The sequence below is a fragment of the Flavobacterium noncentrifugens genome, assembly GCF_900100375.1.
Lineage (GTDB): Bacteria > Bacteroidota > Bacteroidia > Flavobacteriales > Flavobacteriaceae > Flavobacterium > Flavobacterium noncentrifugens.
The window spans coordinates 131927-144971 of sequence record NZ_FNEZ01000007.1; the positions used below are offsets into that span (position 1 = coordinate 131927).

Consider the following 13045-nt stretch of genomic DNA (forward strand, 5'->3'; position numbering starts at 1 on the left):
GTGTTGCGTGCTTCTTCTATGAAAATCATCATCATCAATGGCCCGAACCTAAATCTTCTTGGAAAACGCGAACCCGATGTTTATGGAAACACTTCGTTTGAAGATTATTTTACGACATTAAAAAAGCAATTTCCGAACCTCGACCTTGAGTATTTCCAAAGCAATATTGAAGGCGAGCTCATTGGAAAAATCCAGGAAAAAGGGTTTGATTATGACGGTATCATCTTGAATGCTGGGGCGTATACGCATACTTCGATCGGAATTGGTGATGCCATAAAAGCCATAGCCTCGCCTGTACTCGAAGTGCACATCTCGAATACTTTTTCTCGGGAAGCATTCAGGCACCAATCTTATATTTCGCCAAACGCCGCCGGTGTGGTTTTAGGATTTGGCCTTAAGAGTTATGCATTGGCTTTGGCCTATTTTTCAGACAAATATTAAGTGATTTAACCCGCATGAAAATAAAAATTACAATGCTGTTCCTGTTCTTTTCTGCTTTAAGCATGGCACAACAAAGCCGTGTCGCGGGAATCATTACAGATCAAAATGGCAAACCGCTCCCATCTGTATCGGTATATATTGAAAATACCTATATAGGAACCACCACAAATGAACAGGGATATTATGAATTGGCGATTAAACATCCAGGCAAATCGATGCTTGTTTTCCAATACCTTGGTTACAAAACCAAGAAAATAAAGTTTGTTTTTTCGCCTTCGACCCAGGAACTCAACATTCAACTTGAAGAAGAAAACATCACACTTAGTGAAGTCACCATTGACAAGAAAAAAAATCCTGCAATTGAAGTCATCCGAAATGCCATAGCGTCAAAAAAAGAAAATTCAGAAACGACTGCAAATTATACAGCCGATTTTTATTCGCGTGGGATTTTCAGGATCAAGGATGCGCCGAAAGCCATTCTCGGACAAAAATTCGACTATTTTGATGAAGTGCTCGATTCTACGAGAAGCGGCATTTTATACCTTTCGGAAACCGTCTCTAAAATTTCACGCCAAAAGCCTGATAAGATGAAAGAAACCATTGTTGCTTCTAAAGTCAGCGGCAATGACAACGGATTTAGTTTCAACAACGCGGCATCTGCAAATTTTGATTTTTATGAAAACTACCTGCCTTTTCAGGTCAATGCCATTTCGCCGATAGCTGACAATGCGTTTAACTATTATACTTACAAGCTCGAAGGTACATTTTTCGACAAGAACAACCAGCAGATCAATAAAGTCAAGATCACGCCAAGACGCAAATCGGAACCGGTTTTTGAAGGATACATTTATATAGTTGAAGACAGCTGGGCGATCTATGCAGTTGATGTTTCGATCATTGGTGCCCAGGTACAAATGCCAGCACTTAATACACTGAGCCTGAAACAGAGTTTTAATTACAACAGCGTGAGTAAAATCTGGGCAAAAAACACGCAAAAACTTGATTTTACGGCAGGCCTTCTGGGTATTAATTTTTCAGGCGGCTTTACTTACGTGTATAGCAGATATCTATTTAACCCTAAATTTGACAAAAAAACGTTTGGTGCCGAAGTCCTTAATTTTGAGGACAATGCTAATAAAAAAGACGATTCTTTCTGGAATACATTGCGTCCGGTGCCTTTAACTTCAGAAGAAATTACTGATTATCAGAAGAAAAATGCGCTTCAGGAAAAAAAGAAATCGAAGGTTTATCTGGATTCGATCGATGCAAAAGGCAACAAATTCAAGTTCCTTGATCCTATTGTGGGCTATGACTACAAAAATTCACATCAAAAATGGAGTGCCGGTTATGATGGGATTTTAAAAGGTTTTAGTTTTAATACCGTTCAGGGTTACCGATTCAAAAGCGGGTTGTATTTTACAAAAAGGGATGAGGAAAAACGTACATTCTCTACCATCAGGACCGATTTTGATTATGGCGTTTCCGAGAAAAAACTGCGTGCCACCGCCAGTTATGTTAATCGTTTTAGCAACACCAATTATAGCGAATTGCGCGTTTCCGGAGGTAGCAGCGCCGATCAATTCAATCCGGATGAGCCGATCAGCCGATTCATAAATTCGATCAGCACTTTGTTCTTTAAGGACAATTACATGAAATTGTATGAAAAGAATTTCGTTAAAGCTTCATTCGGGCGCGAGATCATTAATGGGCTTTTCATGAACGCCTCGATTGATTATTCTGAAAGAAAACCGTTATGGAATATGACCGACCAGGTTTATTTTCAGGACAGAAACGATTTTTACACTTCAAACAATCCGTTATTGCCCTTTGATTTCAATACTTTGGCAATTACAAAACACAACCTGGCCAAGGGCGCCATTTCTGCAAGGATTACCTTCGGGCAGCAATACTGGACGCGCCCGGATGGGAAATTCAATTTCAGCAACGACAAATATCCAGTCTTGCATATAGGTTTCGAAAAAGGATTTGCCGGGAGCGAAAAACGATACGATTTCGACCATTTGAATGCAAGGCTGACGTATGATATTACGCTTGGAAACAAAGGAAATCTTGCGATAAACACCAAAGCCGGAAAGTTCTTCAATGCCGAAGGAATTTCATTTGTAGACTACAAGCATTTCAATGGAAACCAAACGCACGTGGGACAATCTGACCGTTATTTGAACAACTTCAACCTGATGCCGTACTATTCAAACAGCACGAATGACGCTTATTTTGAATTCTACGCCGAACATGACGACAAAGGTTACATCATGAATAAAATCCCGTTGCTGAACAAGCTGAAATCGACTTTGGTTTTGGGTTATCACAACCTTTCGGTTCCGGATCGAAGTCCGTACAACGAGTTTTCAGTTGGGTTAAACAACCTCGGATTTGGTAAATTTAAATTCTTCAGATTGGATTACGTACATTCTTACCAATATCAAAATCATTCCGACGGCGTTGTTTTCGGATTGAAATTATTGAATGTTCTTGATTGATGAAACGAATAATTATCCAGATCATTTGCTGCCTGTTTCTGCAATTCGGCTACAGCCAAAATCAGAATCCGGAACTGACAAAAACCTTGCAATCCATTTATAAAAAATCGGGTTTTCCAGGCTTTGCTGTTGCTGTTCTGAACGAAAACGGAATTGTTTATGAAAATGCTTTTGGTTTTGCCGATGTAAAAAACAAACTTCCGTACACTACAAATTCAGTTCAAAATATTGGTTCAGTCAGCAAGACATTTATCGGTGTTGCACTACTGAAAGCTGTCGAATTGGGTTATTTTAATTTGGATGCCGATGTGAATTCAGTACTTCCATTTAATGTTTCAAATCCAGATTTTCCGAATGCACCGATCACGATCAGGCAGCTCGCCACACATACTTCTTCGATTATTGACGATGAAAATGTGTATCCGAAAACATTTTATCCAAATGAATATTCCGATGTAAAAAGTGTGCTGTACAAAGATTTTATCACACATTCTACAATTCAAAATCAAACTGACCTCGAGCTTTCGACATTTTTAAAAAGCTATTTGTCGCAAGGTGGAAAGTTATTCAATAAAACAAATTTCGCCACCGAAAAACCCGGAACTGCTTACCATTATTCCAACATTGCGTCTGCCCTCGCCGCTTATATTATCGAAGTAAAAGCCAAAATACCATTCGACCAATTTTGTAAAAAATACATTTTCGAACCTTTGCAAATGAATCAAACTTCATGGAAACTGACCGACTCAATCGTAAAAAACCATGTCAAAATCTACAACCGCAAAATGCAATATTATCCTTTGTATTCTGAAATCACGTACCCCGACGGCAGCCTCAAAACATCCATCAGTGACCTTTCAAAATATCTGGCTGAAATGATCAGTGGCTTAAGTGGAAACGGGAAAATCCTCTCCAAAGAATCATTTACGACTTTATTTCAAAAGCAATTCTCAGACGACCAGCTTCCCATTCACTTCGATCCCAAAGAACCAAATTCCGGTATTTTCTGGCGCATCAAAAGCAACGGACAAATCGGCCACACCGGCAGCGACCTCGGCATCACAACCTTTATGTTCTTCGATCCAAAAACAAAAACCGGAAAAATCTTCCTGACGAATATTGAATTCGACGATCCGCACCAAGAAGGCGTTGACAAAAAACTGGTAAACGATTTCCTCAAAGTCTGGAAAACCCTCGACAACTAAACAAAAAAATCCCGTTGCTCACACAACGGGATTCATTATTAATTGTCAATTAATTGACTATTCTCTCGTAATCTTCGCACCAATATTCCGCAATCGCTGCTCAATATCTTCATAACCGCGGTCAATCTGCTCAATATTCTGGATTGTACTTGTGCCTTTTGCAGACAAGGCCGCGATTAGCAAGGAGATTCCTGCACGGATATCCGGAGACGACATGACTGTTGCTTTCAATTGCGACTGGAAATTGTGCCCAATCACCACCGCGCGGTGTGGATCGCAAAGAATGATCTTCGCGCCCATATCGATCAGTTTGTCCACAAAGAACAAACGGCTTTCAAACATTTTCTGGTGAATTAAAACCTCGCCTTTCGCCTGTGTCGCCACAACCAAAACGATGCTTAATAAATCCGGGGTAAATCCAGGCCACGGTGCATCGGCAATCGTTAAGATCGAACCGTCGATATCTTTTTTAACTTCATACCCGTTTTCATGTGCCGGAATGTAAATGTCATCGCCTCTTTTCTCTAATGTAATCCCAAGCTTTCTAAACACACTCGGAATCACGCCAAGGTTTTCCCAGCTTACATTTTTAATCGTGATCTCGCTTCTGGTCATTGCTGCCAGTCCAATCCATGAACCAATTTCAACCATATCCGGAAGAATTCTATGCTCACATCCGCCAAGGTTTTGAACACCTTCAATCCGCAATAAGTTCGAACCCACGCCTGTGATTTTCGCGCCCATCGAATTCAGCATGTTGCAAAGTTGCTGCAGATAAGGCTCGCAGGCCGCATTGTAAATCGTCGTGACGCCTTTGGCTAAAACCGCTGCCATCACAATATTCGCCGTTCCGGTTACCGACGCTTCGTCGAGCAGCATGTCTGCGCCAACAAGTCCGCCTTCAGGCTGTTCAACGCCATAAAAATGGTCTTCTTTATTGTATCTGAATTTCGCGCCTAAGTTGATAAAACCTTCAAAGTGCGTATCCAATCTTCTTCTTCCAATTTTATCTCCGCCCGGTTTCGGAATGTATCCGCGTCCGTAACGCGCCAACAATGGGCCAACAATCATGATCGATCCTCTCAGCGATCCGCCTTCTTTTTTGAAAGCTTCTGTTTCAAGATACCCAACATTCACTTCATCCGACTGGAATGTGATCGATCCTTTGCCATGTCGTTCGATTTTCACGCCCAGGTTTCCAAGCAATGTCACGAGTTTATTGACATCGATAATGTCCGGAATGTTGTTGATTGTTACTTTTTCAGGAGTCAGCAATACCGCGCAAAGAATTTGCAGCGCTTCATTTTTAGCTCCTTGCGGCGTGATGTCGCCTTTGAGGCGAATGCCGCCTTCAATTTTAAAAATACCCATTTTTATGTCAGAGTTATGATTGACGATTTACGATTGACGTTCGCGCCGTACATCGTAAATCAAAAATCGTAAATTTATGATTGTTTTCTATTGTTGTTATTTTTCTTGAATGCATTTTGTTTTTGTCCGCCGGCATTTTTATTGGTTTGGATTTTCGGCGGCCCGGAAGGCATGATCTTATTCGACATCCTTTTGTTGGTACGCATTAAATCGGTTGTGTTCAGCAATTCTTCAGTGCTTTGCAGCAAATCGATCTTACCATCCGACAATTCATACAAATGCTCGAAGATCACATCGTCTTTCACCGTGTCTTTATTCCAGCTCAGGTATGATTTTTTCATGTGGTTCGCAATCACTTTCACAAGTGCGCCTTTGAGTTCGCCGTCTTCCCATTTGTTGGCCACATCGATCATGTATTTGATGTTGTTGCCATAAAAACGGTACTTTGGAAAGTTCTGCGGATAATTCAACACATCCGGCTTCAACTGTAAAACCTCACGTGAAGGCACAGGATAAGGCGAATCTACGTCGATCCTGAAATCAGACATAATGAACAACTGATCCCACAATTTATGCTGAAAATCCGGCACGTCTCGCAAATGCGGATTTAGGCTTCCCATCACCTGAATGATGTATTTCGCCGCTTTGTTGCGCTCGTCCTTATCTGCAATTGCAGTCGCCTGGTCGATCAATTTCTGAAGGTGGCGGCCATATTCTGGAATGATCAAATGCTGCCTTTCAGAATTGTATTCCAAATGGTGCACGACATCGTTCGCGATTTCTTTCTGATATTTATTTGTCATAATTTTTAAAGGGAAACAATACCTTCTATCGTAGAAACTTCAAGGTATTTATCAATTATTGCCTGTGCGCTGGCCATCTGAACGTTTACAGATACACTCGTAAACTTCCCGGTTTTAGACTTCGAGGTCTTAATCACCGCACCCATGCCGTTAAACGCGTTTTCCACACGTTCCTCATTATCGCCTACTGACGGCATTATAAATTTGTATAAGTATTCCGCTGGCCATGAAGGTGTGCTTTCATTGAGCTCATTGCGCAGCCTGTTGTAAAATTCTTCCGTCTTCTGATCCATCTTCAATTTAAAATAAAGGCAAATATAAGGTTTTGGTTTGAGATTTTTTGATTTAAAGATCGGATTTTCCCATGACTTCAATTCAAACCATAATGTCAAGGATTTGTGGGATTCGCGTTAGGGATTGCAGCGGCATCCTGCGCCTTTTTCTGGTGCAGATACAGCGGAAAGCCCGGGCCAAAGGCAACGCCATACTCTAAATCATTTGGGCGTGCCCCTGCGGGTCGGGCAATCCGCTGCAAGTCCGCGCCGTCGTACCTCCGGCTGTGGGCTTTTCGCTGCTGTCCCTCACGCGGTCGATTCAAAAGAATTATTAAAACCACCGGAAATGCATTTTTCAAAAAACTGATGCGGATTTGCAATCCGTGCACCCACCACCACAAAACAATCTTTAACGCCAACTTTTTTCAAATCCCAAATACTTTAACTAAGTTTGCGCCTTATTTCCAAAAAGTGCAAAAAGACATTATTGTAATCATCGGCGGGCCAGGAACCGGAAAAACCACCATCATCGACGGACTCACAGCAAAAGGACACTGCTGTTATCCTGAAATCTCGCGCGAAGTGACCCTTGAAGCCAAAAAACAGGGCATTGAGCAATTGTTTCTTGAAAACCCTTTGTTGTTTAGCGAATTACTCCTCGAAGGCCGCAAAAAACAATTCAGGAACGCACTTGAAGAACCGCACGAAGTCGTATTTCTCGACCGTGGCATTCCAGATGTTTTAGCTTACATGCACTATATTGGCGACAGCTATCCAGTTTTTTTTCATGAAGCCTGCGAGGCTCACAAATACAGTAAGATTTTTATTCTGCCACCCTGGGAAGAAATTTACGTTAGCGACGACGCGCGCTACGAAAACTACGAGCAGGCCAAACTGATCTACAGCCACCTGACAGAAACTTACGAGAAATATGGCTACAATTTGATTGAAGTCCCAAAAGATTCGGTGGAGAACCGCATTGATTTTATCTTAGGCAGTTTAAAAGCGAGAAACTAAAACCAATTTTTACCTGCATTTCAATCACGCAAAGCTTTCCGATTTCCAAATTACAGTCTGTTTTTCTATATTTATACGATCTTCAAAGATTGAAATGCCATTTTTAGATTTATCCGCCAAAAAAGAAGACTGCAAATCCCATGGAAACAGCTTTAGAAATCCTACAGAAATACTGGAAACACGACACTTTCCGGCCGTTACAAAATAACATCATCGATTCGGTTTTGGCTGGAAACGATACATTTGCATTGTTGCCGACCGGCGGTGGAAAATCAATTTGCTTTCAAGTTCCGGCAATGATGAAAGATGGCATTTGCCTTGTGGTTTCCCCTTTGGTCGCATTGATGAAAGACCAGGTTGCCAATCTGCAAAAGCGCGATATTAAAGCGATTGCGCTCACCGGCGGCATCTCGGCAGATGACACCATCAATTTGCTCGACAATTGCCAGTTCGGAAATTACAAATTCCTATATCTTTCCCCGGAACGCCTGCAATCTGACTGGATTTTAGACCGCATCAAAAGCCTGCCGATTAATTTGATCGCAATTGATGAAGCACATTGTGTTTCGCAATGGGGACACGATTTTCGTCCGGCTTACCTGAAGATTTCTTTATTGAAGCCGCATTTTCCGAAAGTAGCATTTCTCGCCTTGACCGCATCAGCAACACAGCGTGTCCAGGAAGACATTATTGCACAATTGCAATTGCAGAAACCAGTTGTTTTCCAGCAGTCATTTGCACGGAAAAACATTGCTTACATGGTTTTTGAAACTGAAGACAAGAATTACCGCATCGAACAAATCCTGACGAAATATCCGCAGCCATCCATCATTTACGTCAGGAACAGGAAATCCTGCCTTGATGTTTCTTCACAGTTGAATGCCGCAGGTTTTCGTGCCACTTTTTACCACGGCGGATTGCCTACAAAGGAAAAAGACAAAAACATGCAGCGCTGGATGAATGAAGAAGTCCAGGTTATTGTCGCGACAAATGCTTTCGGAATGGGGATTGACAAAGCAAACGTGAAAACTGTAATTCACATCCAGCTTCCGGAAAATATTGAAAATTACTATCAGGAAGCGGGTCGCGCAGGACGGAATGAAGACAAAGCGTTTGCGGTTTTATTGACCGCGCCATCAGATACGATTCAGGCAGAAAACCAGTTCATTAACGCGCTTCCGGATAAAAAATTCCTGACGGAAGTTTACATTAAACTCTGCAATTATTTCAGGATCGCTTACGGAGAAGGCATCGATGAACAATTTTCGTTTAACTTAAACCAGTTTTGCCAGAAATATGGCTTTCCGGCTTTGCGGACTTTCAACGCGATGCAATTTCTTGACAGGCAAGGCATCATTAGTTTGTCGCAGGAATTTTCAGAGAAGATCACGATACAGTTTTTGATCGAGTCGAAAGAAGTCATCAGATACATCAGCTTGAATCAAAATGATGAAGAAATCATCCTGGCGATTTTGCGGACTTATCCCGGAATTTACGACATGCAAACGGCTTTCAATCTTCCGCTGGTCGCAAAAAAATCGAATGCAAAAGAAAATCAGGTTCACGCCGTTTTGCAGAAATTAAAAGAAAAGGAAATCATCGATTACCATGCAAAAAACAATGACGCGACTTTGATTTTCAATGAAGTCCGCGAAGACGAAAGAACCATTAACCGCGTCTCTAAATTCCTCGAAAACCAGAACCAGCTTAAAAAATCGCAATTGCGTTCGGTTTTGGATTATGTGAACGACGGTAAAAACTGCAAAAGCCGCACCATTCTGGGTTATTTTGGGGAAACCGACACCACCGATTGCGGCATTTGTTCGAATTGCATTAAAAAGCAAACAACGCCAATTGATAACAACACCTTATCCGAAAAAATCCTGTCGCTGCTTAAAATGCAGGATTTCGATTCAAGAGAATTGGAAAAACTGACGAAATTTCAATCGGCCGATGTTATCTTTGCGATACAGCATTTACTCGAAAACGACCGGATTTCAATCAATCCGAACAATCAATATACACTCAGAAAATAATGGAAAAATTACGCATCGTCTTTATGGGAACGCCCGAATTTGCGGTTGGAATCCTTGACACGATCCTCAAAAATAATTATACCGTCGTTGGCGTTATCACGGCTGCCGACAAACCTGCGGGCCGAGGGCAAAAGATTAAATATTCGGCGGTCAAGGAATACGCATTGGAACACAACCTGAAATTGCTGCAGCCTACGAATTTAAAAGACGAAGTTTTTTTATCGGAATTAAAATCGTTGGATGCCAACCTGCAGGTCGTTGTTGCTTTTAGGATGTTGCCGAAAGTAGTTTGGGAAATGCCGGAATTCGGCACATTCAACCTTCATGCTTCACTCCTGCCGGATTACCGCGGCGCGGCTCCGATCAATTGGGCGATCATCAATGGAGAAACCAAAACCGGCGTGACTACTTTTTTCATCGATGATAAAATCGATACCGGTGCGATGATCTTAAATGCGGTAATTCCGATTTCGGATGAAGAAAATGCAGGCCAATTGCACGACGAACTCATGGAAGTCGGAAGCAAAATTGTTGTTGAAACGCTGGAATTAATTGCGAATGGAAATGTAAAAACGACGATTCAGAACGATCATCCCGACATTAAAACAGCCTACAAACTCAATAAGGAAAACTGCAAAATTGACTGGGATAAACCTGCAAAAGAAATCTACAATTTAATCCGTGGCTTATCGCCTTATCCTGCGGCATGGTGCTTTTTTGAAGATAAAGCGCAACAGTGGAACGTGAAAATCTATGAAGCTTTGCTCGTTAACGAAAACCATAACGAACCTACGGGGAAAATCATGGCAACAAAAAAGGAATTGAAGATAGCAGTTGATGGCGGTTTTATCCAGATTTTGACCCTGCAATATCCTGGAAAGAATAAAATGACTGCACAACAATTGCTAAACGGTATCTCATTTTCTGAAAATGCAATCGTGCGTTAAGTTGCGCCAATGCTGATTTGAATTGATTTTCGATAAAAACAACACACTTTATCAACAAATTGTTTGAGTTATCAACAAATCGATTAAAAACACTTGAAAAGTCTTGTGTAGTAAGGAATTCCTATTAAATTTGTTTTCTATTAACATAATGTTTAACCAACAATTAATAACTATTATTATGAACAAATCAGAATTAATCGATGCTATCGCTGCAGATGCAGGAATTTCAAAAGCTGCTGCAAAATTGGCTTTAGAATCATTTTTAACTAATGTAGGCGGAACTTTGAAAAAAGGTGGAAGAGTATCATTAGTAGGTTTCGGATCTTGGTCAGTTTCTAACAGAGCTGCAAGAGACGGAAGAAATCCACAAACTGGAAAAACGATCCAAATCGCTGCTAAAAATGTAGTGAAATTCAAAGCTGGTGCTGAATTAGAAGGCGGATTAAACTAATCACGTATTAGCCAGACATAAAGCAAAAGCCTTTCGGAAACGAGAGGCTTTTTTATTACTTTTTCGATAATTATTTGGTTTTATTAATTTTATTTTGTTAAATTTAATAAAAATTGCAATAAAATGATTTCAGAAAAACTACAAAAGGGACATCTGCTCATTGCAGAACCATCCATTATTGGAGACCTATCCTTCAATCGTTCTGTTATTTTATTAGCAGACCATAATGAAGACGGTTCCGTCGGATTTATCATCAACAAACCTTTAAAATATACCATTAACGACCTGGTTCCAGAGGTTGAGGCTAATTTTAAAATTTACAATGGCGGCCCGGTAGAACAGGACAATCTATATTTCATCCATAACATTCCGGAATTGATTACGAATAGTGTCGAGATCTCGAGCGGGATTTTTTGGGGCGGCGATTTTGAGCTTACAAAAGACCTCATCAACGAAGGAAAGATTAAAAAGGATAACATTCGGTTTTTCTTAGGTTATACAGGCTGGGAAGCCAAGCAGCTTGAAAACGAAATGCAATCGAATTCCTGGATCGTTGCTGAAAATTTATACCAGAATAAAATTATCGGAAAATCTACAACCGACTTCTGGAAAGAGAAAATACTTGAACTTGGCGGCGATTACATCTTATGGTCTAATGCACCTGAAAATCCTTTACTGAATTAAGAAAACCTGATCTGGGCGTTTAATTTCACCAGCAAACTTTCTGCAAAAGCAGTTCTAAAATCTTTTTTCCTGTATTTCGTGACCGGCTGGATTCCGGTAATGACATTGGTAATGAAAATTTCATCAGCTTTTTGAAGGTCAAATGGCGAAATGATTTCTTCGGATACTTCGATTCCTTCCACTTTCTTTGCAATGGCTAGAATTTGCCTGCGCATGACGCCATTCAGGCAACCTTCTGAAAGCGGTGGCGTCACGAGTTTGCTTCCGCTAAGCATAAAAACATTTCCGTTTAACGCTTCAACGACAGTTTTGGAATCATTCAGCAACAGGCAATTCTGCAAAGCATTTTCATCTGCATAAATGCTACCTGTAATATTAATGAGCTTGTTGGTCGTTTTTACCGAAGAAAGCAGCTGTTTGGTGATGTAAAAATCCTTGAACAAGTCGACTTCATATTCTTTTCGAACTATGGCATATACTTTATTTTCGAGTGGTATTGCTGAAATGGCAAATCCTACTGAATGGGCTGTAGGCAGATAAAACCCGCCTGCATTTCGATAAACCGTAATCCTTACCCTGCCGGAATCGAGGCAATTATTCGCAGCAGCGGTTTCCAATAATTGGGATTCGAAAAACTCCATGGTAAAGTCCATTGGGATTTTCATCCTCACGATCCGCATGCCCGACATGAGCCTGAAATAATGATCTTCGAGAAAAAGCACTTTTCCGTCAAGGATCTTTACGGTTTCAAATATGCCGTCTCCGTAAAGGAATGCACGGTTTTCTACTAAAATATTTTCTGAAGAAGGAACAAGCGTCCCGTTAAAATTAACCATAAAAAAGCCCCGGATTTATTCGGGGCAAATATAAGTGTAATAAACAAATTATACCGATCCAATGACATGTTTAAGATCGGAAATCTGATTTTCCCAAAGCAAAGTCGCTTCGCTGATTTCGTCTTCGATCGCAAAATCGATGATCATCAGGGAAACATCTTTGGTAATTTCGTCTTCCAATATCCGAAGCTCGAAAAAATAGTCGGTGTCTTTATTATTTTCATCGATCCATCTGAATTTTACCTTCTCGCCGGTCTTTTTTGAAGTCAGCCTTGCACTTTCTTCAGAGTCGTTCCAGATGAATGTAAAAAATTCACCTCTTGAATTTACATTATCAGCAAACCATTCAGATAAACCCGAAGGTGTTGATATGTATTGATATAGCAATTGAGGTGAGGAATTGATCGGGAATTCTAATTCGTAGCGTGCTTTTACGTCCATTTTTAGCAAATATTTTTGGGAAATATATAGAATAATA

The 13045-nt window shown here is 40.8% G+C and carries 13 protein-coding genes; 8 read left to right on the forward strand and 5 right to left on the reverse strand.

The genetic code is table 11. The features are described 5' to 3' along the window. The first annotated feature begins 18 nt into the window (after positions 1-18). The 3 genes from aroQ to BLS32_RS16940 are packed head-to-tail and all read left to right on the forward strand — an operon-like array spanning position 19 to position 4147. Positions 19-441, forward strand: coding sequence for a type II 3-dehydroquinate dehydratase (gene aroQ, locus BLS32_RS16930; protein WP_091398833.1), 423 nt, complete (start codon positions 19-21; stop codon positions 439-441). Positions 442-455: 14 nt separating this feature from the next. Next, positions 456-2942 carry a DUF5686 and carboxypeptidase regulatory-like domain-containing protein gene (locus BLS32_RS16935; protein ID WP_091398845.1) on the forward strand — a complete coding sequence of 829 codons (2487 nt, stop codon included), beginning with the start codon at positions 456-458 and terminating at the stop codon, positions 2940-2942. After that, entirely contained in the window at positions 2942-4147 is a 1206-nt protein-coding gene (locus BLS32_RS16940; protein WP_091398848.1) for a serine hydrolase domain-containing protein, read from the forward strand. Before BLS32_RS16935 ends, BLS32_RS16940 begins: the two co-directional genes overlap by 1 nt. A gap of 57 nt (positions 4148-4204) precedes the next feature. Here BLS32_RS16940 and murA read toward each other — a convergent pair whose 3' ends face one another. From murA to BLS32_RS16955, 3 genes are all read right to left on the reverse strand, one after another. Then, complete coding sequence (gene murA / locus BLS32_RS16945) at positions 4205-5518, reverse strand: UDP-N-acetylglucosamine 1-carboxyvinyltransferase (protein WP_091398851.1); 1314 nt, start codon at positions 5516-5518, stop codon at positions 4205-4207. 74 nt (positions 5519-5592) lie between these two features. Further along, positions 5593-6321: a DUF4290 domain-containing protein gene (locus BLS32_RS16950; protein WP_091398853.1), complete on the reverse strand. Its 729-nt coding sequence runs from the start codon at positions 6319-6321 to the stop codon at positions 5593-5595. Positions 6322-6326: 5 nt separating this feature from the next. Beyond that, positions 6327-6614, reverse strand: coding sequence for a DUF493 family protein (locus BLS32_RS16955; protein ID WP_091398854.1), 288 nt, complete (start codon positions 6612-6614; stop codon positions 6327-6329). Positions 6615-7067: 453 nt separating this feature from the next. On the opposite strand from BLS32_RS16955, the gene BLS32_RS16965 reads away from it, so the two are divergent. From BLS32_RS16965 to BLS32_RS16985, 5 genes are all read left to right on the forward strand, one after another. Beyond that, on the forward strand, positions 7068-7613 hold the full coding sequence (locus BLS32_RS16965) for an AAA family ATPase (protein ID WP_091399047.1): 546 nt from the start codon (positions 7068-7070) through the stop codon (positions 7611-7613). Positions 7614-7753: 140 nt separating this feature from the next. After that, positions 7754-9649: a RecQ family ATP-dependent DNA helicase gene (locus BLS32_RS16970; protein WP_091398857.1), complete on the forward strand. Its 1896-nt coding sequence runs from the start codon at positions 7754-7756 to the stop codon at positions 9647-9649. Next, positions 9649-10596, forward strand: a complete 948-nt coding sequence (gene fmt / locus BLS32_RS16975) for a methionyl-tRNA formyltransferase (RefSeq protein WP_091398858.1) — start codon at positions 9649-9651, stop codon at positions 10594-10596. The genes BLS32_RS16970 and fmt overlap by 1 nt, the downstream gene beginning before the upstream one ends. A gap of 178 nt (positions 10597-10774) precedes the next feature. Next, a complete protein-coding gene (locus BLS32_RS16980; protein ID WP_091398859.1) occupies positions 10775-11047 on the forward strand; it encodes an HU family DNA-binding protein in 273 nt (90 codons plus the stop codon). Between the two features lie 123 nt (positions 11048-11170). Next, positions 11171-11731 (forward strand): YqgE/AlgH family protein, encoded by a 561-nt coding sequence (locus BLS32_RS16985; RefSeq protein ID WP_091398860.1) that lies wholly within the window; start codon positions 11171-11173, stop codon positions 11729-11731. Here the strand turns inward: BLS32_RS16985 and BLS32_RS16990 are convergent. Together BLS32_RS16990 and BLS32_RS16995 are read right to left on the reverse strand one after the other, a co-directional pair. After that, positions 11728-12567 carry an aminotransferase class IV gene (locus BLS32_RS16990; RefSeq protein WP_091398861.1) on the reverse strand — a complete coding sequence of 280 codons (840 nt, stop codon included), beginning with the start codon at positions 12565-12567 and terminating at the stop codon, positions 11728-11730. The two genes, BLS32_RS16985 and BLS32_RS16990, sit on opposite strands and share 4 nt — an antisense overlap. Before the next feature lie 48 nt (positions 12568-12615). Beyond that, positions 12616-13008: an START-like domain-containing protein gene (locus tag BLS32_RS16995; protein ID WP_091399050.1), complete on the reverse strand. Its 393-nt coding sequence runs from the start codon at positions 13006-13008 to the stop codon at positions 12616-12618. Positions 13009-13045 lie beyond the last annotated feature (37 nt).

Excerpts from the sequence above, each read along its gene's own strand:
- aroQ (WP_091398833.1), top strand. The coding sequence starts at position 19 with ATGAAAATCATCATCATCAATGGCCCGAACCTAAATCTTCTTGGAAAA.
- BLS32_RS16935 (WP_091398845.1), top strand. The coding sequence starts at position 456 with ATGAAAATAAAAATTACAATGCTGTTCCTGTTCTTTTCTGCTTTAAGC.
- BLS32_RS16940 (WP_091398848.1), top strand. The coding sequence starts at position 2,942 with ATGAAACGAATAATTATCCAGATCATTTGCTGCCTGTTTCTGCAATTC.
- murA (WP_091398851.1), bottom strand. The coding sequence starts at position 5,518 with ATGGGTATTTTTAAAATTGAAGGCGGCATTCGCCTCAAAGGCGACATC.
- BLS32_RS16950 (WP_091398853.1), bottom strand. The coding sequence starts at position 6,321 with ATGACAAATAAATATCAGAAAGAAATCGCGAACGATGTCGTGCACCAT.
- BLS32_RS16955 (WP_091398854.1), bottom strand. The coding sequence starts at position 6,614 with ATGGATCAGAAGACGGAAGAATTTTACAACAGGCTGCGCAATGAGCTC.
- BLS32_RS16970 (WP_091398857.1), top strand. The coding sequence starts at position 7,754 with ATGGAAACAGCTTTAGAAATCCTACAGAAATACTGGAAACACGACACT.
- fmt (WP_091398858.1), top strand. The coding sequence starts at position 9,649 with ATGGAAAAATTACGCATCGTCTTTATGGGAACGCCCGAATTTGCGGTT.
- BLS32_RS16980 (WP_091398859.1), top strand. The coding sequence starts at position 10,775 with ATGAACAAATCAGAATTAATCGATGCTATCGCTGCAGATGCAGGAATT.
- BLS32_RS16985 (WP_091398860.1), top strand. The coding sequence starts at position 11,171 with ATGATTTCAGAAAAACTACAAAAGGGACATCTGCTCATTGCAGAACCA.
- BLS32_RS16990 (WP_091398861.1), bottom strand. The coding sequence starts at position 12,567 with ATGGTTAATTTTAACGGGACGCTTGTTCCTTCTTCAGAAAATATTTTA.
- BLS32_RS16995 (WP_091399050.1), bottom strand. The coding sequence starts at position 13,008 with ATGGACGTAAAAGCACGCTACGAATTAGAATTCCCGATCAATTCCTCA.